General features: G+C 50.8%; 22 protein-coding genes and 1 pseudogene. 19 read left to right on the top strand and 4 right to left on the bottom strand.

Going from position 1 to position 21,833, the window contains the following annotated elements; translation table 11 throughout:
- Positions 1-29 precede the first annotated feature (29 nt).
- The 4 genes from HW443_RS01700 (at position 30) to HW443_RS01715 (ending at position 5,365) form a co-directional block, all read left to right on the top strand.
- Complete coding sequence (locus HW443_RS01700; protein ID WP_258190439.1) at positions 30-266, top strand: SLOG cluster 4 domain-containing protein; 237 nt, start codon at positions 30-32, stop codon at positions 264-266.
- Entirely contained in the window at positions 263-1,411 is a 1,149-nt protein-coding gene (locus HW443_RS01705) for a DUF362 domain-containing protein (protein ID WP_176237849.1), read from the top strand. Before HW443_RS01700 ends, HW443_RS01705 begins: the two co-directional genes overlap by 4 nt.
- A 102-nt stretch (positions 1,412-1,513) precedes the next feature.
- Positions 1,514-2,650 (top strand): glycerate kinase, encoded by a 1,137-nt coding sequence (locus tag HW443_RS01710; RefSeq protein WP_176235376.1) that lies wholly within the window; start codon positions 1,514-1,516, stop codon positions 2,648-2,650.
- Positions 2,651-5,365, top strand: coding sequence for a calcium-transporting P-type ATPase, PMR1-type (locus tag HW443_RS01715; RefSeq protein ID WP_176235377.1), 2,715 nt, complete (start codon positions 2,651-2,653; stop codon positions 5,363-5,365).
- 74 nt (positions 5,366-5,439) lie between these two features.
- Here the strand turns inward: HW443_RS01715 and HW443_RS01720 are convergent, their stop codons facing one another.
- Entirely contained in the window at positions 5,440-6,252 is an 813-nt protein-coding gene (locus tag HW443_RS01720) for an undecaprenyl-diphosphate phosphatase (protein WP_176235378.1), read from the bottom strand.
- A 436-nt stretch (positions 6,253-6,688) separates the two neighbouring features.
- Here HW443_RS01720 and HW443_RS01725 point away from each other — a divergent pair, with 436 nt between their 5' ends.
- The 5 genes from HW443_RS01725 (at position 6,689) to HW443_RS01745 (ending at position 12,155) form a co-directional block, all read left to right on the top strand.
- Complete coding sequence (locus tag HW443_RS01725) at positions 6,689-8,083, top strand: TldD/PmbA family protein (protein ID WP_176235379.1); 1,395 nt, start codon at positions 6,689-6,691, stop codon at positions 8,081-8,083.
- A gap of 2 nt (positions 8,084-8,085) precedes the next feature.
- Positions 8,086-9,432, top strand: coding sequence for a TldD/PmbA family protein (locus HW443_RS01730; protein WP_176235380.1), 1,347 nt, complete (start codon positions 8,086-8,088; stop codon positions 9,430-9,432).
- Between the two features lie 378 nt (positions 9,433-9,810).
- Positions 9,811-10,446 (top strand): GNAT family N-acetyltransferase, encoded by a 636-nt coding sequence (locus HW443_RS01735; RefSeq protein WP_176235552.1) that lies wholly within the window; start codon positions 9,811-9,813, stop codon positions 10,444-10,446.
- A 68-nt stretch (positions 10,447-10,514) separates the two neighbouring features.
- A complete protein-coding gene (locus tag HW443_RS01740; RefSeq protein WP_176235553.1) occupies positions 10,515-10,703 on the top strand; it encodes a hypothetical protein in 189 nt (62 codons plus the stop codon).
- A 120-nt stretch (positions 10,704-10,823) separates the two neighbouring features.
- Positions 10,824-12,155 carry an MFS transporter gene (locus HW443_RS01745; protein WP_176235554.1) on the top strand — a complete coding sequence of 444 codons (1,332 nt, stop codon included), beginning with the start codon at positions 10,824-10,826 and terminating at the stop codon, positions 12,153-12,155.
- Between the two features lie 81 nt (positions 12,156-12,236).
- Here HW443_RS01745 and HW443_RS01750 read toward each other — a convergent pair whose 3' ends face one another.
- Positions 12,237-13,412, bottom strand: coding sequence for a glycosyltransferase (locus HW443_RS01750; RefSeq protein ID WP_176235555.1), 1,176 nt, complete (start codon positions 13,410-13,412; stop codon positions 12,237-12,239).
- A gap of 270 nt (positions 13,413-13,682) precedes the next feature.
- Here HW443_RS01750 and HW443_RS01755 point away from each other — a divergent pair, with 270 nt between their 5' ends.
- From HW443_RS01755 to HW443_RS13580, 10 genes and pseudogenes are all read left to right on the top strand, one after another.
- Complete coding sequence (locus HW443_RS01755; protein WP_176237850.1) at positions 13,683-13,982, top strand: hypothetical protein; 300 nt, start codon at positions 13,683-13,685, stop codon at positions 13,980-13,982.
- Positions 13,983-14,040: 58 nt separating this feature from the next.
- Positions 14,041-15,573 (top strand): anaerobic carbon-monoxide dehydrogenase catalytic subunit, encoded by a 1,533-nt coding sequence (cooS, locus tag HW443_RS01760; protein ID WP_258189823.1) that lies wholly within the window; start codon positions 14,041-14,043, stop codon positions 15,571-15,573.
- Positions 15,570-16,070 (top strand): 4Fe-4S dicluster domain-containing protein, encoded by a 501-nt coding sequence (locus HW443_RS01765; protein WP_176235557.1) that lies wholly within the window; start codon positions 15,570-15,572, stop codon positions 16,068-16,070. The genes cooS and HW443_RS01765 overlap by 4 nt, the downstream gene beginning before the upstream one ends.
- 5 nt (positions 16,071-16,075) lie before the next feature.
- A pseudogene (locus HW443_RS01770) lies at positions 16,076-16,837 on the top strand (NAD(P)/FAD-dependent oxidoreductase); the annotation flags it as partial.
- A 51-nt stretch (positions 16,838-16,888) separates the two neighbouring features.
- Positions 16,889-17,290 carry an NAD(P)/FAD-dependent oxidoreductase gene (locus tag HW443_RS13250; protein ID WP_258188921.1) on the top strand — a complete coding sequence of 134 codons (402 nt, stop codon included), beginning with the start codon at positions 16,889-16,891 and terminating at the stop codon, positions 17,288-17,290.
- 318 nt (positions 17,291-17,608) lie between these two features.
- Positions 17,609-17,896, top strand: coding sequence for a toxin-antitoxin system TumE family protein (locus tag HW443_RS01780; protein WP_176231332.1), 288 nt, complete (start codon positions 17,609-17,611; stop codon positions 17,894-17,896).
- A complete protein-coding gene (locus HW443_RS01785) occupies positions 17,893-18,267 on the top strand; it encodes an HVO_A0114 family putative DNA-binding protein (protein WP_176231334.1) in 375 nt (124 codons plus the stop codon). The genes HW443_RS01780 and HW443_RS01785 overlap by 4 nt, the downstream gene beginning before the upstream one ends.
- Before the next feature lie 92 nt (positions 18,268-18,359).
- Positions 18,360-18,581: a hypothetical protein gene (locus tag HW443_RS01790; protein WP_176231335.1), complete on the top strand. Its 222-nt coding sequence runs from the start codon at positions 18,360-18,362 to the stop codon at positions 18,579-18,581.
- Between the two features lie 13 nt (positions 18,582-18,594).
- Positions 18,595-19,449, top strand: a complete 855-nt coding sequence (locus tag HW443_RS01795; RefSeq protein ID WP_308748289.1) for an SIS domain-containing protein — start codon at positions 18,595-18,597, stop codon at positions 19,447-19,449.
- Positions 19,449-19,643, top strand: a complete 195-nt coding sequence (locus HW443_RS13580; RefSeq protein ID WP_308748290.1) for a phosphoheptose isomerase family protein — start codon at positions 19,449-19,451, stop codon at positions 19,641-19,643. Before HW443_RS01795 ends, HW443_RS13580 begins: the two co-directional genes overlap by 1 nt.
- 218 nt (positions 19,644-19,861) lie before the next feature.
- On the opposite strand, the gene HW443_RS01800 is transcribed toward HW443_RS13580, so the two are convergent.
- Complete coding sequence (locus HW443_RS01800; RefSeq protein WP_176231337.1) at positions 19,862-20,710, bottom strand: FAD/NAD(P)-binding protein; 849 nt, start codon at positions 20,708-20,710, stop codon at positions 19,862-19,864.
- A 31-nt stretch (positions 20,711-20,741) separates the two neighbouring features.
- On the bottom strand, positions 20,742-21,833 hold the full coding sequence (locus tag HW443_RS01805) for a 4Fe-4S dicluster domain-containing protein (protein ID WP_176231338.1): 1,092 nt from the start codon (positions 21,831-21,833) through the stop codon (positions 20,742-20,744).

A 21,833-nucleotide genomic window follows, 5' to 3' on the forward strand; every position in this document is an offset into this window, starting at 1 on the left:
GCTAGCTTCGGGGAGCTCTTCCCGCAGGCCTGGGTCATGCCCGGAAGACCCTGGGAGTTCTGGCCGGCGATGCTGTCATCGCGGTGGGAGGAGAGTTCGGAACTCTATCCGAGATCGGTCTGGCCCTCAAGTTCGGGAAGCCGGTTGTTGGCATCGAGACCTGGCTCTTGGATAAAGAGACACCTGTGGCTGATCCTATAATCAGGGCCAAAGATGCCGCCGAAGCAGTAGAGAAGGCTCTGGCTCTGATCCGAAAAGGTCCATGAAACCCCTGGTTTCTGTTATTAGATGCCCGGGATACGACCAGGAGATGGTCGATAGAGCAGTGAGGGCCAGCATTACCTCGGTCTGCGACCCCTCCGAAATAATTCGGCCGGGGCATCGGGTCTTAATCAAACCCAATCTTCTGGCCAAAGCCCGTCCGGAAAAGGCTGTGACCACCCACCCCAGCCTGGTGAGAGCACTGATCAATCTGGTCAAAGAGCTAGGAGCACACCCTGTAGTGGGAGATAGTCCGGGTGGAGTGAATACCGAGGCGGCTGTAAGGGGAATCTACAAGGAGTCAGGCATTGGAGAAGTGTGCCGGCAGGAGGGTGTCCCCATCGTCGACTTTGAGACCAATGTGGTAGAGGTGAACCTGCCCGGAGGGAAGCTATACCGGAAGATGACTGTGGCTCGGGCCTCCCGGGATGTGGATGCCATAATTACTGTCCCCAAACTTAAGACCCACGGGTTCATGATGCTGACCTGCTGCATCAAGATCCTTTTTGGGCTGGTACCAGGCCTCAGCAAAGCCAACTACCACCTCAAAATGTCCCGAAAAGAAGAATTTGCAGATATGCTTCTGGATCTCTATTCTTATGCAGCCCCCAGGCTGACCGTGGTGGATGGCGTGGTGGCCATGGAAGGTAACGGACCAGCCCAGGGCGTTCCCAGAAAGCTGGACCTTATCCTGGCCAGCACTGATAGCGTTGCTCTGGATGTGGTGGTTTCTGAGGTGATTGGCTACAGATTGGAGGATGTTCCTACTAACCTGGCGGCGGTGAAAAGAGGCCTGACCGGGGAACTTCAGGATCTGGAGATAGTGGGAGAAGATCTGGATGAGGTGCGGGTCTCTGATTTTGTCAAGCCGATTACCAGAGAAGTGGTAAGAGGGGTACCTCCCTTTCTGAAACATCTCCTCAAGGACATCTCCAGCGCCAAGCCGGTAAGCAACGAGAGCCGATGTACTTTGTGTAGAGTCTGTGTGGATAACTGTCCTTCTCAGGCTATGAGAGTAGAGAAGGAAAGAGTTCTCATCGACTATCAGGAATGTATAAGATGCTACTGCTGCGATGAGCTCTGTCCGGAAGGAGCTATTGAGCTTAGAGTGCACCCTCTGGCCAGACCCTTTGTCCATACAGGATCCTGAGGAGAGGGTTGTTGCGGAGTATGGTGGCCACGCTACTTGGCCGGCCCGAGCAATGAGGATGAGATAAATGTTGTCTGTTACCATGATGAAAAGGTAGGGAGTATGAGAATATTAATCGCCCCGGATAAATTCAAGGGATGTCTTTCTGCCCTGGAGGTAGCCCGGGCTGTGGAGAGGGGCATAAAGAAAGTAGATAGCTCCATTGAGACCATAATTTGTCCTATGGCTGATGGAGGAGAGGGTACGGTGGAGACTTTAGTGGAGGCCACCGGAGGACAGATAATAACTCTCGGCGTTACCGGTCCTCTGGGCGAAAGGGTTGAAGCTTACTACGGCATTCTGGGGGATGGGAAGACGGCCGTCATCGAGATGGCCTCAGCCTCCGGTCTTTGGTTGGTTCCTCAGGAAAAGAGAAATCCTCTGTTGACTACTACCTACGGCACAGGAGAACTGATCAGGGATGCCCTCCATCGAGAAGTTGAAAAGATTCTTATTGGCATAGGGGGCAGCGCCACCAATGACGGCGGGATGGGAGTGGCTCAGGCTCTCGGAGTAAAGTTCTATGATGAAAAGGGGCAGGAGCTGGGCCTGGGAGGCAAAGAGCTGGGGCGTATCGTAAAGATAGACCTGAGGGGTTTGGACCAAAGAGTAAGAAAAGTGGAGGTAGAGGTAGCCTGCGATGTAGAAAATCCCCTTTATGGTCCCAGAGGAGCTGCCTACATCTATGCTCCTCAGAAAGGAGCAACTCCGGAGATGGTAGACTTTCTGGATCGGGGACTCGTCCACTATGCCCGGAAGATCAAGGAATATCTGGGAAAGGAGATAGAGTATGTCCCCGGCTCTGGTGCGGCTGGGGGTCTAGGGGGAGGGCTGCTGGCCTTTCTGGATGCCAGGCTCCGGCCGGGGGTGGAGATAGTTAAAGATGCGGTGGGCTTCCGGGAGAAACTCGAGGGGGTACAACTGGTCATTACCGGAGAGGGAGCGCTGGATGAGCAGACTTTGAGTGGCAAAACCCCCATAGGTGTAGCCAGAGAGGCCCGAGAGATGCATATCCCCACCATAGCCTTCGCCGGATCAGTGGCTGAGAAAACTCAACTGTTTCATGAGGCAGGACTAGATGCGGTCTTTTCCATTGCCAGAGGTCCCTTGACTCTAGAAGAATCCATGGCCAGGGCAGCCTCTCTTCTACATAGCATGGTGGAGGAAGTCATGAGAGTCTATTTGCTGGAGCATAGATAGATGAATAATACAGATTGGTATCGCTTAACTATAAAAGAAGTCATTGAAACGCTGGGAACAGGCGAATCTGGATTGACCACTCAGGAGGCCAGGGCAAGGCTACTTAAATTTGGCCCGAATCAGATAAGGGAAGGGGAAAAGGCTTCTCCTTGGAAGATATTCTTAGGCCAATTTAAGAGTTTTCTTATTTTGGTTCTTATTATTGCCGCGGTTATCTCAGCGATGATTGGCAAACATCTTGAGGCAATTGCCATAATGGCGATTGTTATCTTAGCTGGGGGGTTAGGTTTTGTGCAAGAGTATCAGGCAGAGAGGGCGTTAGAGGCCTTGAAGAAAATGGCAGCCCTGAAAGCCCGGGTAATTAGAGAGGGCCAGGAGAAAGAGATAGCTGCTTCTGACCTTGTGCCTGGAGATGTAATCTCCTTGAGAACAGGAGACAGGGTTGCGGCTGATGCCCGACTCTTAGAAGCAATAAATCTAAAAGTAGATGAGGCGTCTTTAACGGGTGAGTCCCAGACTGTGGACAAAAGCAATCAGGTTATTCAGGAACAGAATGTCTCATTAGGCGATAGGAATAATATGGTCTTTATGGGAACTAATGTTACCTATGGTCGGGGCCAGGCGGTGGTGGTAGCTACAGGGATGCAGACAGAGTTCGGTAAGATTGCTCAGATGTTAGGAGAAATAGAAGAAAAACAGACTCCTTTGCAGATTAGTATAGACAGAGTCGCCAGGTGGATCGGCATATTTGCTTTAACAGTCTCTCTTCTTGTGGGCCTCTTGGGAGTTATCCAGGGACATCCCCTCCTGGAGATGTTTGTCTGGACAGTAGCCCTGGCAGTAGCTATAGTTCCCGAGGCATTGCCGGCCGTAATGACCATGACCTTAGCCATAGGGGTGCATCGGATGGTTAAGCGCCATGCCCTGATTAGAAAACTTCAGGCTGTGGAGACATTAGGTGCGGTTTCCATCATTTGTTCGGATAAGACAGGCACACTTACCGAGGATCAGATGACTGTAAGAAAAATCTGGGCTAATCACCGCTTCATTGAGGTCAGCGGGGCAGGTTACGAGCCCTCGGGTAATTTCTCTGCAGAGGAAGGACTTTTAGATAGTAATGATGAACACCTGAAACTCCTCTTAAGCGCATCTGTCCTATGTAATGATAGCCAGTTGAGTAATGAGAAAGGTTTATGGACCATAAAAGGAGACCCTACAGAAGGAGCATTGGTAGTAGCCGCGACTAAAGCCAAAATTGATGTCCGAGAATTAAGACGTAAGATACCGCGTATGGACGAAATTCCCTTTTCTTCGGAACGAAAAAGAATGACTACTATCCACTTAAACCACGAAGGTAATATTGCCTATAGCAAAGGAGCAGTAGAAATAATTTTACAAACCTGCGATTTTATTTATCAGGAGGGAAAAGAACGAGAAATCACCCCTAAAGACAAAGAGGTTATTCTCAAGGATGCTTACAGCATGAGTCAGGAGTCCCTGCGTGTCTTAGGTATAGCGTATCGGAAATTGGATAGCACCTATTCTAAAGATGAGGTAGAGTTCCATATGGTTTTTCTGGGGGCAGTGGGAATGATAGATCCTCCGCGTAGAGGCGTAAAGGAGGCAGTAGAAAGCTGCAGAAAAGCCGGGATCAAGGTAATTATGATTACTGGAGACCATAAACTGACGGCGGTGGCGATTGCTCAGGAATTAGGAATTCTAGAGAATGGACGCGTCTTGACGGGCACGGAATTAGATGCTCTGACAGAGAAAGAGTTTGAAAGAATAGTCGAGGATGTGCAGGTCTATGCCCGGGTTTCACCTGCTCATAAACTGCGCATAATTGATGCTCTGGCAAAAAAAGGGAAAGTTGTGGCTATGACTGGGGATGGAGTAAATGATGCACCAGCTTTAAAAAAAGCAGATATTGGCGTGGCCATGGGAATAACCGGCACGGATGTAAGCAAAGAGGCATCAGCTATGATTTTGACTGACGACAACTTTGTCTCTATTGTTAAGGCAGTAGAAGAAGGAAGGACAATATTTGCCAATATTAGAAAATTTCTTACCTATTTACTTGCAGGTAATATGGGAGCAGTCTTCGCCTATGTAGTGGCCCTTCTTTTGAAGTTACCTCTTCCCCTGACCGCGCTACAGATTCTTTATATCAACTTGATTATGGACGGCCCAAAAGCAGTTGCTTTGGGACTTGAGCCGCCAGAGCCAGGTATAATGGAACAGCCTCCGCGTAATCCTAAAGTAAATATATTTAGTCGTCAATCTTTGGGTTATATTCTCGGAGGGGGTTTTTGGATTGGTGTGGTGGCGTTGGGAGTGTTTGTCTGGACGCTGGGATCAGGTAGTAGTGGAGATTTTCAAAGGCTTTCAGAGCACCAACTACAATATGCTATGACTATGTTTTTTGTTACTTTGACTATGGTCAGGACCTTTCATGCCTTCAATTGCCGTTCTATGGATACATCGGTATTCAAATTAGGACTCCTCAGTAATAAATGGTTAATATTAGCCTTTTTTGTCACCATTCTAACCATTTTGCCCATACTATATGTACCCTTTTTGCAAAATATATTTAAGGTAGTGCCTTTAAATCTTAAAGATTGGTTAATTGCCACTTCAGTCAGTGTTACAGTTTTAATCGTGGTTGAAATAGTAAAATTATTACAAAGGGCTAGAAGGAGGACAAGTCAGAGGTGACAGCGTTATGAAGACAGCGGCTATACTTCAGCAGCGGAAAGGTGAAAGTAACATAGGACTGGAGTCGCAGCGGATTAATGAACCAGGAAGTAGTAGACCAGGAAGACCAAACCTGCACTCCAGCAGTAATAGGAGAAGATAGAAAGGGGTCTTTTTCTGACTACTTTCAGGAGAATTCGGATAGAGATGGCTCCGGAGACAAAAGCTGATACAATGCCGACTATCAGGGGGAGGGTTAGACTGAAGCTCTCCGCTTTCAGGAAGAGATCTCTGCCTTCATAGAGGGCAGTGCCGACAATAATCGGGATGGCCAAAAGGAAGGAGAAGCGCGCCGCATCATTCCGTTTTACCCCTCTCAAGAGAGCGAAGGATATAGTTGCTCCCGAACGGGAGATACCCGGAGCAATAGCCAGAGCCTGCCCCACTCCAATAATAAGGGAATCGATCCAGGAGAGTCTCATCAGGTCTTTGGTCTGAGTCGCCCACCTTTCCGAAAGATACATCAACAGGCCAGTGGCCAGGAGTAAATAGGAGACGGATAGTGGGTTATTGAAAAGATCCTCAAAGAACCTTTTGGCGCTGATGCCGATGATAACTGCTGGTAGGGTCGCCAGAAGGAGAAAGAGAGCCAGTTGGCCCATGGGGTCATCCCTTCTTCCTCCGAAAACAAGTCTGAAAAATCCTTGAATAAGCATCCCTATTTCCTTCCAGAAAAGAAAAATTACGGCCAGGATAGTCCCAAAGTGGACCATGATGTTGAAGCTCAGAGAGGGGTTGTCCCACCCCAGAAGATAAGGTAAGAGAACCAGGTGGGCCGAGCTACTTATGGGAATGAATTCCGTAGCACCCTGTACCAGGCCCAGGATGAGAGCCTGGAAGATGTTCACTCTGACTCCTTCTTGGCCAGGTTGATTTGCGTTTTCACCATTCGCCAACTGATGAAACTACGCAGGTTTCGATAAGCTTGTAGAGGGGAACTACTATCGCTTCTATGCCTGGACTCCTCATCCGACAAACTGGTTCTGAATTTACAGGATTGCTTTGAGGATAACGGGGCTTATTTTAACATAACCAGTAGTGGTGGCAAAGAGAAAGTTTGGAATTGAGGGGTCAGGTAGCCCATTTTTGATGCTTGCCCGCTGTTCTTGCCACTTTTCCCAATCTTGACGGTTTCCCGGTAATACAGTAACTTCCTTATATTGGGTTCTTGCTGAGACTCATAAGGTAGTTACGTTTCTGCTGAGGACAGGGGTCTCTCACATTTGCGGGAATCAATGGAAAAGGGGCGTTACCTATACCTAAGATCTCAAGAGAGGAGATTCATTGATATCCGATAGCACTACCAAGAAGGTTCTGGCCCGAGCTCTCCGATCCGGCGGTGATTTCGCCGAGATTTACGTCGAGGATAGGTCAAGCAACTCTTTGAGGCTGGAGGATTCCAAAATCGAGAGGGCTTCCAGCGGGCGAGAGGTGGGAGTGGGCATCAGGCTTCGGGTAGAGGAGAGAACCTTCTATGCCTATACCAATGATCTGACAGAGAAGGGACTCCTAACCACAGCGGATACCTTGCTAGCTGCCCTGGACAGCTCATCTCTGACCAAAATCCTGAACTTAAAAGCGAAGGAGGCCAGAAGCTGCCGGGGCCAGGATACTATTATGCCCCAGGAGGTACCTCAGGAGGATAAAGTAGCTCTTCTGAAAAAAACGGATCAGGCAGCGCGGCAGGTCAGCCATGAGGTAATTCAGGTCATAGCCTGGTACAGTGATGAGATACAAAAAGTCCTGATAGCCAATTCTCGGGGACTCCTGGTGGAAGATGAGCGCATCAGAACCAGGTTTATCATTTACGTCATAGCCAGGAGAAAAGAGATTATTCAGACCGGCTATAAGCCCCTGGCCTACCTTCAGGGCTATGAGGCTTTGGATCAACATCCTCCCCAGGAGGCAGCGATCACGGCGGCCAGGGCTGCGGTAACCATGTTAGATGCCATAGCGGCTCCCTCAGGAAGAATGCCTGTAGTTATCGCCAAAGGAAGCGGCGGCACCATCTTCCACGAAGCCTGTGGTCACGGTCTGGAGGCAGACCACATCTACAAAAATGCCTCTGTTTATGCCGGCAAGAGGGGGCAAAGGGTGGCTAGCGAGATCGTTACGGCCATGGATGATGCCACCCTGAAGAATTCCTGGGGCTCCTTCGGCTTTGACGATGAGGGTAATCCAGCCCAAAGTACGCTGCTTATTGAACAGGGGATTCTCAGAAATTACCTCTATGACGGTTATTGGGCGGAGAGGATGGGAGAGAGAGCGACGGGCAACGGCAGACGGCAATCTTATCAGCATCTTCCCATTCCCAGGATGACCAACACCTATATCTGCAATGGCCAGATTGAGCCGGCAGATATAATCAAAGCTACCGAAAAGGGTTTTTATGCCCACACTCTCTCTGGAGGGCAGGTCGATCCGGCCACAGGCGATTTTGTCTTCGGGGTCAGCGAGGGCTATTTGATAGAAAGAGGTGAAATTTCAACCCCGGTCAGGGGAGCCACTCTCATCGGCAACGGCCCCCGGATTCTGTTCGAGATCGACATGATCGGAAATGACCTGGAAATCTCACCGGGCACTTGTGGGAAAGAGGGACAGGGAATCCCCGATGGAAGCGGCTGTCCCACTCTACGAGTGAGAGAGCTAACCGTGGGCGGGACCCAAGGAGGAATATAGAGATGCGTGCCTCTGAGATCTGTGAGAAGATCATAAAGTCAGGCCAGAGAAGAGGTGTTCAGGAAATAGAGGTTTACCTGGAGAGCTCCCGCAGCCAGCGGATAAAGGTATTCCAGGGCAAAGCTGAATCGGTCTCTACTTCGAAGTCCCTGGGCGTGGGCACCCGGGTATTTGTAAATAAAGCCCTGGGCTATGCTTTTACCACCGAATTAGATGATAGATCTCTAGAGGAATGCCTCAGTGCAGCTTTCTCCAATGCCCGGGCCACGGAGGCAGATTTACATAACGCTCTGCCCGAAGTGGAGAAGCCCCCATCCCTGGATATTTACAGAGAGTCCCTGGCCCAGACATCCACCGAAACCAAGATCGATCTGGCCCTCAGTCTGGAACAGCTTGCCTTTGACTACAGCCCCAAAGTAAAAGAGGTGGACCTTCTGATCTACTCCGATGGCATCACCGAAGTGACCATCGCTAATTCCAAAGGTTTTTATGGCCACTACAGGAGATCTGACTGTTTTATCTACCTTCACGTTCTGGCCCAACAGAATAGTGACATCTCCAGTGCCAGTGCCTATGCCGTGGGCCGAGAGCTGGCTGACCTGTCGATGGAAAAAACGGCTGAGGAGGCAGCTTCCAAGGCCATCATGCTTCTGGGTGCCCAACCGGTCAGGACAGCCGTGGTCCCTGTACTTCTGGACCCGGAGGTAGCTGCCGAGGTCATAGGAGTCATCGCCGGAGCTCTCTCCGCGGAGGCGGTTCAGAAAGGGAGGTCCCTTTTTGCTGACAAATTAGGGCACCAGATTGCGGCAAACCTGGTTCATATAGTGGATGACGGTACTCTCCCGGAGGGATTGGGAAGTAACCCTTTTGACGGTGAGGGTGTTCCCAAAGGGAAGACTCCGGTAATAGATAGCGGCATCCTCTCCACTTTCTTACACAATACCTGCACTGCCCGCAGGGCTGGCTGCAGGTCCACCGGCAACGCCTCCCGCCCTTCCTTTAGAGGAGCTCCGGAGGTAGGCATCTCCAACTTCGTGCTCCTGCCCAGCATCACGCCAAGAGAAGATCTTTTGGGATCGATAAAGGAGGGCTTTCTGGTTATGGAGATCCAGGGCGTACATTCTGGAGCGAATCCTGTCTCCGGAGAGTTCTCCGTAGGCGCTAAAGGCATGTGGATCAAAAATGGCCAGCTCAGCATGCCGGTCAAAGAGGTTACCATAGCCTCGGATATCCTTTCTATGCTCAAGGACATCGATGGGGTAGCCTCTGATCTGAGACTATTTCCCGTAGGGGGCTCCGTAGGCTCGCCTACCCTTCTTGTGCGAAAGATGACTGTGGCCGGCAGGTAGCCATTACTCAACCGTATTGGTTGCACCCCGCTTGTCTTGAGGCGAGGCTAAAACCGGAAATCTGCACCTCACTCTGCTGGCTATGAGCACCCTTATTCCTCCTCCTTTTCTGATCAATGTCGGGACTCAATGGAGGAGCTACGATCTTTCAACGGAGACAGAAAATGGTAAACTAAAAGCTATCGATCTTTATAAAAAAAGAGACGAAACAGTATGGAGGCTGTCTAAAAACTCCAATTTCAAAAACTCATCTCCCACTTCGCCCCCAAAAAGGAGCTAATTTCGCATAAAACTTCCCACATTGACCTCAAAATCAGATCTCATGTAGGAGTAATTCCCCACCTTGGGCAAAATGCCCTTAGTTTTTGGACACCCTCTATGGAGAAGCTTGTTCCTGAGTTAACAATAAGATCTGCCAGGAAGGAAGATCTCCCCGCCCTGGCCGAGATATTCGAAGAAGGCTTCAACCGGGAACTTATAGCTGTCCTGGGACGAACTCCCAGGAGGAAGCTGGGCGAGGATCTATTTTCTTTTCTAATAGATATCCCGGGAGAGGAAGCCATCGTGGCTACGGTAGCAGATAAGGTGGTCGGATATATAATAGTTTCCCATAATACTTCTCAACTCTTTCGAAAGTTCTTCACCGGAGGCTACTGGTTAAAATGGAAGTTTGCCTGGTTGAGAGGGGAGTACGGATTCAGGTGGGTTCCCCTAGTAAGAGTGCTTAGAGATAAACTGATCTTCCTGAGATCCAAAGAAAAAGGCATTGAGTCCGAGTCCAGGGTTCTTTGCATAGCGGTGAAAAAGGAGTTTCAGGGAAGAGGGGTAGGTGCTTCTCTCATCCGAGAAGGAATGGAAATATTAAAGAATAAAGGCGCAGCTGCTGTACGCCTGGAAGTCCGGACTGACAACCTTCCGGCTCGCCGGTTGTACCAAAAAAGTGGTTTCCGGGAGGTAGGCAAGATGAAGATCAGCGGGGGAGAATTGATGATTATGGAGAGGACAATACGATAGGCAGTATTTGGGCCTTTTTACAGACGGTTATCTCGGATCTACAGATTTCTGGGGGCTTTGGAATCGGTATGTCCTTTGAAAGTTTGGGCATACTCTTTGCCGCAGCCCCCATGCTTGTAGTGGCTAGGGCCAGGTCTTCCAGCGATCCAATCACCTATCTTTTGTCAGTCCTTTTTGGAAGCATCGGTGCTACTTTGGGCTCTATGCTCCGTTTGACGTGGCGGGGGCTGGAGACGGAACTATGGACGGGATCTTGAGGCACAGTCAACCGAAAGGGGCAAAGCGGCCAGGCCTGTTCTACTGTCACCGCCCCAGGCCTCGACCCTACCGGTGAGGGATTCATTAACAATGAAACTATTTCGAAAGGAGTAAGAGTTGTGAGTTCTACTGGACAGGAAAGTGGAGAGAACCCTGCGGGCAAACCAGGAAGTTTAACTTTATTCCAAAGTTTAACTTACAGTGTGGGAACCTTAGGAGCCAACTTAATCACCCAGACTATAGTTCTCTGGGCCATATATTACTATGCTCCTGCTGAAGAGAGAGGATTATTCATTTATGCTCCCATTGCCGCTTTAGGTTTTGCGATGGCCTTTGGGAGAATTATTGACTCTATCGCCGGCCCCTTAGTGGGCTATTGGAGTGATAAGACTAAAAGTAAGTGTGGTAGAAGAATTCCTTTTGTTTTGTTTGGGAGTCTACCTTTAGTTTTATTCTTCGTTGCTCTCTGGTATCCACCGGTAGCACAGAAATCAATGATTAATGTCTTATATTTTGCTTTAATTTTAGGCGCCTTCTTTTTCTTTTATACGATTGTAATTGCTCCTTATCTATCTCTTTTACCAGAGATTACAGAAAGTAAAGATGAAAGAATAAATTTAGTTACCTATCGAGCCTATTTTCTGGTGTTAGGGCTTTTTATGGCTTTCTTAGGATCCGGAATTTTAATTCAAGAATTTGGTTTTAAAATTATGGGAATAATTATGGGAATAACTGCTTTAATAAGTTTTTATATTTCTATTGCCTTCATAAAAGAGACCCCTCACAGCAAGGCAAAGGAAATAGACTTATCTTTTACTCAATGCCTGATCTATTCTTTTAAAAACAAGCCTTTCCTTTATTATTTATGTTGTATAGGTTTTTTCTGGCTGGGATTTAATATAGCTTTAGTCTCAATACCTTATATGGTAGTAGTGATAATGAAATCTACGGAGGAATGGGTAGGTTATTCCTCTGGAATATTACTTTTAGTCTCAGTATTATTTTTCCCCCTGGTTAATTTTTTAGCGCGAAAATATGGTAAAAAAATAGTTTTCTTAGGCGCCATGTTTCTTTTAAGTATAATCTTACCTCTGGTTTTACTAATTGGGAAAATTCCGCTATCTACTCCTTTTTATCAAGGACTGCTCTATGCAGCTATAATTGGAATACCTGTTGCCGGTCTTTTACTTCTACCTTATGCCATTTTAGCGGATATAATTGATTATGACGGGAAGCGGACAGGATTAAGAAGGGAAGCAATGTATATGGGAGTTCAAGGATTAATAACTAAAGGAGCCACTGCCTTTGCTTCTGTAATTGCCACTCAAATCTTATCTAAATTTGGAAATACCTTTGATAAGCCCTTCGGTATATACCTCTGCGGTCCCGTGGCTGCTCTCCTTACCTTGATTGGTTTTATTATTTTTCTACACTATCCTTTCAGAGAATAATTTTTCACTCTTTTGTACCAATTGCTAAGAGCGCATCACCTGGGTTTAAGAGTCCAATAAGGGGTAAAATTTTAGGCTCTTTTAGACCAAAGTATTGCAGCCAGGCGCTCCGTCAGCCGCTTTTCGTTCCTCTATTAACTCTCCGTATAGCTCTAACATCCTCTTGGCAAGATGGTCTATTGAGTACAACTGGGAAGTTTTCAGACCGCCCTGCGAAAGCCGCTGGTGGAGCTCTTGGTTATCCAGAATGGCCTCGATTCTTTCATTGAACACAGTCGCATCTCTCGGTGCAAGAAAGCCGTTTGACCCACTTTGCACCAGGTCCCGAACCCCGATGGCATCGACGGCCACCACAGGTGTGCCGGCTCCCATGGCCTCCACCAACACCAGTCCCTGAGTCTCGCCATAGGAGGCAAAAGCAAATACGTTAGCGGCTGCGTAATAGTGCTGAATTTGATCGTAAGGCACCGCTCCAGTCAGAATCACGTATCTGCTGATATCGAGCTGATCTATCAGGTCGGGGATCTCCCGGTTTTCCAGATCTCCGGTCAGCATCAACAGAACATCTCTTCTCCGGGCTAAAAGGTGATGGAAGCTTCTCAGGATGAAATCTACTCCCTTTTCCCGGGACATTCTGCCCAGGTAGAGAACCAGTTTTTTATCTCCGGATATTCCATACCGATCCCGGACTGCTTGAGGATTGAGATCTTGAAATCTGGATAGATCAAGGCCGGTGGGCAAGATCTCCACTTTGGCCCTCACCCCTCTTGCCATTACCAACTCATAAACACTCCTGGTGGGAACGATGACCAGATCGCTTTTGTTGGCAAAGGAGATGCTTCTTTGAATTGAACCCCATCTGACCACAGACTTGGGGAGGGGGATATAGTGGTAGAAGTTCTCATATATGGAATGGTGGGTGAAAACCAGTGGAATACCCAGCTTTTTGGCCAGATTAGCTCCATGGGGTCCCAAAAGCCAGGGATGGTGAGCATGGATCAGATTCAGGCCGATCTCCCGGGCTATTCCATCCACCCGGAGAGAAAAAGTTATAGGCAATCTGAACCGAGGACTGACGAAAGCAGGGATGGACGGATATCGGAAGACATATCCATCATCTTCCTGATCCGGATGCCAGGGAGCAAAGATATAGACCTCATGCCCCAGTTTTCTAAACTCCCCGGTAAAAGCATCAATGGAGGTCGTCGGTCCCGATAATAAGGGTCTGTAATTGCAGGTGAAAATCCCGATCTTCATATCGGATGAGAATTATAGCTTAGTTAGTCACAATTATCCACTCTCCGAATTTGGGCCAGCAGGGCATGTACAATCCGATACGAACTTCCTTCATTAAGTGGAGTATCTCCGTGGCTGGTGCGGGGTGAGCGAGAAACTCGGTGCAGGTCACTAAGCAGAGTGTACGACTTTGTCCCATCATCAGATGTGGTATTATATCCCTGGGCAACGGAGAGGAAGTTTTTTGAGGAGAAAGGACTGGCCTTCTCTGAGCCGAAAAAGAGGATAGGGATGGCAAAAATCGAGATAAGGGCCTCGAATTTTAACTACGAAGCCTTACAGTTAGTCAGAGGAGCCATAGAAAGTAAGATGGCCCGGATTCGCCTGGGGCTAGAGATAACCCGGAAGAAACTCGCCAAATTTGAGGCCAAGTACCAGGTCCCCTCGGAAAAGTTCATATCGGAGATGGCAGCGGAAGACCTTTTCGAAGGAGATATGGAGTATGTAGAGTGGGCTGGGGAGTATAGAATTCTACAGAAACTGAAGGAGGACTTGGAGCGGCTAGAGGCGGTTGAATATGCTGATTTTTGAGATCGGCCCAAGGCCAGGCTGCTGACTATCCTATAAGGACGAAGCTAAGCTGAAAGCGGTGGCTGCCCGTCTGGGCATCCTAGCCGACGGCAAGGCCGTCGACGAGCTGGCCAAAGAGGTGGCCCAGGCAGCCCTGGCTGACTTTTCCGAAAAGCAAACACCAGTGGCCTGGGCCGTAACCAACGTCACCCAGGGCCGGGTGGAGACTTTTCTCAGACATGGGGTCGTGCCCACGGGCATTGACTCGGTCATCTCCGAGGTCATGCAGCGCACCTCCTATGGGTGTGACGCCGACCCGGTCAACCTGCTCCTGGGCGGGGTCAAGTGCGCCCTGGCCGACTTCGCGGGCATGCATATGGCCACCGACCTGGCCGACATTCTCTTCGGCACTCCCAAACCGGTGATCACCCAGGCCAACCTGGGTGTGCTCAAGCCTGATGCGGTCAACATGGCTGTGCACGGCCACAATCCTGTGCTGTCCGATATCATTGCCCAGGTAGCCCATGAACTGGACCAGGAAGCCAGGGCCGCCGGAGCGCCGGCAGGGGTGAATCTGGTGGGCATCTGCTGTACTGGCAACGAGGTGCTCATGCGGCACGGCATCCCCTCAGCTACCCACTCGGTCTCACAGGAGCTGGCTGTGCTGACCGGAGCGCTGGAGGCCATAGTAGTGGACTATCAGTGTATTATGCCCGGGCTGGCTATGGCCGCCGAGTGCTATCACACCCGCCTGATCACCATCATGCCCATTGTCAAGATCTCCGGCGCCACCCACATTGAGTTTAGTGAGGAGAAGGCGCGCGAAACGGCGCTGAAGATCATCCGCCAGGGGATCGAGGCCTTCAAGCAGCGCGACCCCAAGAAGGTTAACATTCCGCCCCATCAGAGCACGGCTGTGGCTGGCTTTCCTACTGAGGTCATCGTGGGAGCCTTGAGCCAGGTGAACGCTGAGGATCCCCTGAAACCCTTGATTGACAACATCGTCAACGGTAACGTCCAGGGGGTATGCCTGTTTGCCGGGTGTAACAATGTACGGGTGCCCCAGGATAGTGGCTATATCGCCATGGCTAAGGAGCTGGCCAGCAAGAACGTGCTTCTCCTGGCCACTGGTTGCGGGGCTGGGGCTTTTGCTCGCCATGGGCTTCTGACCGGCGATGCGACCAGCGAGTACGCTGGAGACGGCCTGAAAGCGGTGCTGACGGCTGTGGGTCAGGCAGCGGGGCTGGGCGGCCCGTTGCCTCTGGTGCTGCACATGGGCTCCTGCGTGGATAACACTCGTGCCGCTGATGTGGCGGTGGCTGTGGCCAATAAACTGGGTGTTGATCTGGACAGGCTCCCGGTTGTGGGCAGCGCACCTGAGGCGACCACGGAGAAAGCCATTGCCATCGGCACCTGGGCGGTGGCAGCGGGGCTCCCCACCCACGTGGGGGTGGTACCACCGGTGTTAGGTGGTCCCACCGTAGCTAAAGTGCTCACTGAGGACCTTAAATCACTCTTCGGCGGCTACTTCATCGTCGAGACAGATCCGGTGACAGCAGCAGAGAAGCTGCTCGGGGCGATAGAGGAGAGAAGGAGGGGATTGGCGATATGAAAGAGATCTTCGTACGTCTGAATAGATGTACCGGTTGCCACTCCTGCCAGCTCGCCTGCGCGGTGGAACATTCTGCTTCCAAGAGTCTCTTTGCTGCCATAACTGAAACACCGCGGCCCCGCTATCGGTTGTACGTGGAGCTGGGCAATGGAGAGAAGGTGCCACTGCTATGCCGCCACTGCGATCCGGCGCCGTGCCTGGAAGCCTGTATGAGCGGAGCTATCTATCGGGACGAGCGGGGAGTGGTATTGGGCCGGGACCAGAGCTGTGTGGGTTGCTGGAACTGTATGATGGCCTGTCCCTACGGAGTGGTGGGCTGGCAAAAGGAGCGGCGCATTGCTGTCAAGTGCGACCTCTGCCCAGATCTGGAGGTGCCAGCCTGTGTTAAGGCCTGTCCGACTAAGGCGCTAGTTTACGCCGAGGCTGAGGAGTTCACTGGCGGCGTGCGGCGGGCTGCGGCAGGGGTCATTGCTCGGGCTGCCGCGGCAGGAGGGTGATAACCATGCGTTACGTGATCATCGGAAACAGTGCCGCAGGTAATGCTGCGGCCCGGGCCATCCGAACTAGCGATCCGGGAGGCGAGGTTACGCTCATTGGCGACGAAGCTCGCCCCGCCTACTACCGGCCCCTTATTCCCTTTCTTATTGACCGGGAACGGCCGGAGGCAGATCTCTTCCGCGATGAGCTACACCTGCCTCAGGGTGTGGCTCTGCACCTGGGCCGCCGAGCTACCAGGATCGACCCAAGTGACAAAACTGTGTTGCTTGACGATGGTCAGCAGATACTCTACGACCAGCTTCTTCTGGCCACGGGCAGCTCTGCAGTCCGGCCACCCATCGTCGGAGTTGAGGACCCCGGCGTCTTCGTGCTGCGCCAGTGGGACGATGCCCTGGCCATCCGCCAGCGGAGGCCCGGTGGCAATGAAGACCGCCGAGGCCCTGCTGAGACGGGGGGTGTCGGTCACGCTGGTGGTGAGCTCCCCGCAGATTCTCTCCCAGATGTTGGATGATACGGCTGCAGGGATGGTCAGACAGCAGGTTGAGGCTACTGGTGTTTGCGTAATAACTGGCTGCGATGTTATGGAGATTGGTCGAGGATCGGAGGGCGAGGAGGTAGTTCTGAGCACTGGCCAGACTTTGCTGGCACATCTCGTGGTGATAGGGAAAGGAGTTGTTCCCAATGTGGAGCTGGCTCGAGATGCCGGGATTGGCGTGGGGGGATACTGGTAGATAAGTATCTTCAGACCAGCATACCGGATACCTACGCTGCTGGCGATGTAGTGGAGACGGCCGATATTGTTACTGGGGAGAGTATCGTGAGTGGTACCTGGACCAACGCCACCGAGATGGGTCGCATCGCCGGGGAGAACATGGCTGGTGGGGTCACAGAATACGAAGGTGCCTTCAAGCGGCTCAACGCCTTGGAAGTGGCGGGTATTCCAGTCATCGCTGTAGGAGTGGTGGACCTGCCACCAGATAAGGGCTATCAGGTCTACACTAGCCGGCGGGGCGACACCTACCGCAAGCTGGTACTATGGGACAACGTGTTGGTGGGGGCCTTGTTGGTAGGGGAGATCGAGGGAGCGGGTGTGTTCACCGGGCTAATCAAGCGTCGGGCTGACCTGGGCGACCTGGCCCGACGCCTGGCTGAACCTCGATTCAGCTACGCGCCCTTCCTTCGTCTGGAAACAGCCAAGGCCGAGGCCTATGCGTGTTGAAGGTAGAGATCTGAGGGCGTGGAAGGCTTGTGGCTTTCGGCGCCCTCAGAACGACTTGTGCAGTAGTTTAAGATGCTTGAGGAGATGGGTTTTGGGGCTGGCCGGAGAGATATCTTAAAAAACTCTGCCGCCTCTGTGGTGACAATTTGTCTAGTTTCCTAATAGTTACTCCGGTATTTGCTCCAACTCCCCTATTTTCAGGCTGACCCAGAAGAGCACCACGCCGCAGAGAGAGGTTCTCCATCTTCGAGTTTTTCTGTCATCTCATAGTAAAGCCGTGTCTTGACCCAGCACCACTATTGGTATATCATACCCTCAATGAAGGCAAAACTCATAAGACCCAATAAGGTCTATGATGAGGATGGTAATATCATTGAGGTCAAGATGTGGAGAGTCGATCCTTCTTCTGATAAATTTCACGGCTATAAGTACTCTCTTGTCTATATAGTAGGGGGAGAAAGGGTTATAGGCTACGACAATGGAGAAGGTAGGGGAGACCACAGGCACTATAGCAACAGAATGGAGCCCTATAAGTTTAGGGGACTGAAAAAGCTTACAGAGGACTTTTACAGAGACGTTGAAAGATATAGGGAGGAAAGTCTATGAGAGTAAAGAAGATTAAAGTGGGCATAAGGGAAGTCAAAGAAGTTCTGGAGGATTTTGTAAGGGCTGGAGAGGCTATTGAAGAAGGAGAGGAAGTAAAAAAGGAGGTTGGAATCTACTTTGAGAGCATAGAGGCCTTCAGGAAGGCTTTGACTCCCAAGAGATTGGAGCTCATTCACCTTATAAAGGAACATAGTCCTCAGAGCATACACGAGCTTTCAAAATTAGCCGAAAGAGATATCAAGAATGTAGCGGACGATGTGGAGCTCCTGACCAATCTGGGGCTGGTCGAGGTCAGAAGGAGGAAGGAAGGCAGAAAAGAGATAGCCCCAAAGGTGAAATATGATGCCATAGAACTGAGGATAGCAGTTTAGGATTAGAAGCATTTAGGGTAGCGGCCCGGTGGAGGATCATCTTATTGACCAGCCCAGGGGCAGTTTTTAAAGGAGAAAGGGAGCGCTTTCTTATGAAACCTAAACGATATATCGTCTGGTCAACTGACCGAGAGATTGATCTTTCAGACCCCTGGCAAAGAAAGTGGTATATCCAACAGGTTCTATCCTATGGGAGAGCTGAAGATGTAGCCCAATTGGACTGGAAAGAAATAAGATCCATCCTGCCGGAACTACAGTTGCCTCAAGAGGTTCGCAGATTATGGGAGGACTATTTTGAGTATTCTGAAAAGTAGAGGAAGAGGTACAATGGTCAAAACGATATCTTCTTTGCTCCAGGAAATCATGGAACAACCCCAGGTAATCCGCCACTTGCTTCAGACCGAGGCCGGGAGGGTTAGTGAAGTTGCGGGAAAGATACGGGCCCGCAGCCTAGAATTTATATTCATTGCCGCCCGTGGTACCTCTGACAATGCCGCCACCTATGCCAAATACCTTTTTGGTGCCATCAATCATCTGCCGGTGGCTCTGGCTGCTCCTTCCCTCTTTACTCTTTATAAGTCACCCCCCAGGCTGGCGCAAGCTTTGGTCATGGGGATCTCTCAGTCAGGTCAGTCTCCTGACATTGTAGCTGTGGTTCGGCAAGGCCGTCGCCAGGGAGCGCTTACCGTGGCTATTACCAATGAGGGGGATTCACCTCTGGCCCGAGCTGCAGAGTACACCCTTCTTTGCCGGGCTGGTGAAGAGAAAAGTGTTGCTGCCACCAAGACTTACACTACCCAACTGGCCTTGTTGGCCCTGCTTTCCGCCGAGCTCAATGGGGAGGAGTCGATGTTGAAGGAGCTTAAAAGTCTCCCTTCTCATCTGGAGAAGGTCCTTTCTCTGGATGAGGTGATACGGGAGTACAGCCAGAGATATCGCTATGCAGAAAGGTGTGTGGTCATTGGGCGAGGATACAATTATGCTACGGCTCTGGAGATAGCCCTCAAGCTCAAGGAGACCAGCCACATCGTGGCTGAACCTTATTCCGCTGCTGATTTCTGGCATGGCCCTATAGCTATGGTGGAGAGAGATCTGCCAGTGATTATGATTGCCCCCCGGGAAGCACTCTTGTCGAGATGCAGCGACTGGCCAAGAAGGTGGGATCTCGGGGAGCGGAATTGATGATTATCTCCGACGATGAAAAGATGCTGGAGCTGGCTCATCTTCCCCTGAAAGTTCCGGTGAGTGTACCAGAGGTCTTTTCGCCCCTGCCCTATGTCATGGCCGGACAACTTCTTGCTTATCATGTGGCCCGCATAAAGGGCTATGACCCTGCTCACCCTAGGGGCTTGAGGAAAGTCACTCTGACCCGATAGTTAACTGAGCCTCCCCATGGCTGAAGCCACGGGTTCCAGAGGGAACACCCCCCAGCCTCTCCCGGGCTCTCGCCGTTCCCTTTCGAGGAGGCTACGACATCCTGGGCCTAAAGCTTTGGGCTATAACCTTTTTCTGCGAGCGAATCACTCTATTCCTCTCGGGCGTCCCGATTGAGTCGAAACCTTGCGGCGGAATTGCAGGCGTGTGCCTGGCTGCCTTACAACTCATCAGGCAACTGCCTTAGTTGCGCCAGGCTGAAGACAGGACCATCCACACAGACGTATTTGGGGCCGATGTTGCATCGCCCACATTTTCCGATCCCGCACTTCATCCTTTTTTCCAGGGTGGTTATGATCTGATCGTCCTTGAAACCCAGGGCCTCCAGTTCCTGAAGCACCAGCTTGATCATAATAGGTGGTCCACAGGTGACTGCCACCGCATTCTTGGGGGATGGTGCCACTTCCTTCAGGACTGTGGGGACGAAACCCACTCTCTTATCCCAGCCGGGAAACTCTCTGTCGACAGTCAGAATGAGATCCACATCATTTCTCTTCTCCCATTCTTCCCGGTCCTCCTGGTAACAAAGGTCCTGAGGTGACCGGGCACCATAGATGATGGTTATCTCATTGTAGTCATCTCTGGTATCCAGCATATACTGGATCAAGGATCTCAGAGGGGCTATGCCAATGCCCCCTCCTATTATGACTACGTTCTTACCCTTCATGTCCTGGTAAGGAAACCAGTTTCCCAGAGGTCCGCGCAGTCCTATCTGGTCACCTACAGCCAGGTCGTGGAGAGCTGAGGTTACTTCGCCGGCTTTCATGACGCTGAACTGGAGAGTCTCTCTGCGGGTAGGGGAATTAGCCAGGCCAAAGGTGGCCTCTCCCACCCCAAAGAGGGAGAGCTGAGCTACCTGCCCCGGCTCAAAAGCGAAATTTTCCATGTGTCTGGTATCGTTCAGCACCAGGTAGAAGGATTTTATGTTTCCAGTCTCTACCACGATTTTCTTTATGGTGGCGATTTGGGGAAGATAGGGGTTTTTAGGCCCTACTACATTTTCCGCCATATCCCATGACCTCCAGGGAGAAAGATTATTATCATCTTTCCAGGTGCTCCCTTGAAAATAACCCAATTTTCATGCGACGTGGTGCGCCGCGGTGCATGGGCGATTCCTTTAGAACTTCTCGGATATCGATCCCTGCTGGACAGGAAAGGATGCAGCGGCCACAGCCTACACACAAAAACTCTCCATATAGAGAGGGGTAGTAGCTGAACTTGTGGTTAAATCTCTGGCGAAACCTTTGCAATTTCAGAGATCTGGGATTATGTCCGCTGGTCTCCAGAGTGAAGAGGGGATACATGCAGGAGTCCCATGTCCTTATCCTCTGCCCGGACAGTCCCCTCTGTTCATCAGTGATGTTAAAACAATGACAGGTGGGGCAGACATAGGTGCAGATGCCACAGTTAAGGCAAGGGGCCGAAAGTTCTGACCACAGCTCGTTCTCGAAGTTGTCCATGAGCCTTTTCTCTATTCCGTTCAGATCCAGGGCCAGGGTAAGGCTCTCCGCTGCTCTTTTCTTTACCGCTTCGGCCTGTTCCTCATTTTCTTGGGTGGAATTCTGAAACAGATTCAGGGCTATAATATTCTTGCCTTTCTCAGACACTCCCTCGGCCAGGAATCCTCCCTCAATTTGCGTAAGGAGGATATCCGAGCCCTCTCTGTCCGAAGGGCTACCTCCCACAGAGGTGCAGAAGCAGGTCTTTTGGGGACGGGCGCAGGTCAGGGAGATCAGGGTCAGATTTCCCCTTCTTGCTCCATAGTAGGGATCTGGATACCTGTCATCCAGATAGACTTTGTCCAAGAGAAGGTGGGCTCGAGCGTCGCAGGGCCGGAGTCCGAAAACGATGGTCTCTTTCTCTTTTGGCTCACACTGGAGGGCTACTTTATTGGGCTCCGAACTTTCTGTTTCTTTCTCATAGCCGAAGCTTAATAGCGTCTCCGTCTGGGGGAAAGCAGCTTCTTTGGCCGAAAGTCGGCTCAGGTTAGCCAGATCAAGATGCACATCCTCTCCGAAGTCTTGAAACAGGATCATGGCTTCAGACTTGGCTGGAACTATCAGTTTCCTGTTCCGGCTCAGCTCCTCTAGCAGATCCTGTAGTCTTTCTGATGGTAGAAATTTCAGAGTCAT

It is taken from the genome of Candidatus Hakubella thermalkaliphila (assembly GCF_013281975.1).
Lineage (GTDB): Bacteria > Actinomycetota > Humimicrobiia > Hakubellales > Hakubellaceae > Hakubella > Hakubella thermalkaliphila.

What these genes read in the sequence shown, in the direction of transcription:
- HW443_RS01765 (WP_176235557.1), top strand. Translation starts at nt 15,570, where the DNA reads ATGAAAGAGATCTTCGTACGTCTGAATAGATGTACCGGTTGCCACTCC.
- HW443_RS01705 (WP_176237849.1), top strand. Translation starts at nt 263, where the DNA reads ATGAAACCCCTGGTTTCTGTTATTAGATGCCCGGGATACGACCAGGAG.
- HW443_RS01715 (WP_176235377.1), top strand. Translation starts at nt 2,651, where the DNA reads ATGAATAATACAGATTGGTATCGCTTAACTATAAAAGAAGTCATTGAA.
- HW443_RS01795 (WP_308748289.1), top strand. Translation starts at nt 18,595, where the DNA reads ATGGTCAAAACGATATCTTCTTTGCTCCAGGAAATCATGGAACAACCC.
- HW443_RS01785 (WP_176231334.1), top strand. Translation starts at nt 17,893, where the DNA reads ATGAGAGTAAAGAAGATTAAAGTGGGCATAAGGGAAGTCAAAGAAGTT.
- HW443_RS01730 (WP_176235380.1), top strand. Translation starts at nt 8,086, where the DNA reads ATGCGTGCCTCTGAGATCTGTGAGAAGATCATAAAGTCAGGCCAGAGA.
- HW443_RS01790 (WP_176231335.1), top strand. Translation starts at nt 18,360, where the DNA reads ATGAAACCTAAACGATATATCGTCTGGTCAACTGACCGAGAGATTGAT.
- HW443_RS01740 (WP_176235553.1), top strand. Translation starts at nt 10,515, where the DNA reads ATGTCCTTTGAAAGTTTGGGCATACTCTTTGCCGCAGCCCCCATGCTT.
- HW443_RS01800 (WP_176231337.1), bottom strand. Translation starts at nt 20,710, where the DNA reads ATGGCGGAAAATGTAGTAGGGCCTAAAAACCCCTATCTTCCCCAAATC.
- HW443_RS01755 (WP_176237850.1), top strand. Translation starts at nt 13,683, where the DNA reads ATGGCAAAAATCGAGATAAGGGCCTCGAATTTTAACTACGAAGCCTTA.
- HW443_RS01750 (WP_176235555.1), bottom strand. Translation starts at nt 13,412, where the DNA reads ATGAAGATCGGGATTTTCACCTGCAATTACAGACCCTTATTATCGGGA.
- HW443_RS01805 (WP_176231338.1), bottom strand. Translation starts at nt 21,833, where the DNA reads ATGACTCTGAAATTTCTACCATCAGAAAGACTACAGGATCTGCTAGAG.
- HW443_RS01710 (WP_176235376.1), top strand. Translation starts at nt 1,514, where the DNA reads ATGAGAATATTAATCGCCCCGGATAAATTCAAGGGATGTCTTTCTGCC.
- HW443_RS13580 (WP_308748290.1), top strand. Translation starts at nt 19,449, where the DNA reads ATGATTATCTCCGACGATGAAAAGATGCTGGAGCTGGCTCATCTTCCC.
- HW443_RS01735 (WP_176235552.1), top strand. Translation starts at nt 9,811, where the DNA reads ATGGAGAAGCTTGTTCCTGAGTTAACAATAAGATCTGCCAGGAAGGAA.
- HW443_RS01780 (WP_176231332.1), top strand. Translation starts at nt 17,609, where the DNA reads ATGAAGGCAAAACTCATAAGACCCAATAAGGTCTATGATGAGGATGGT.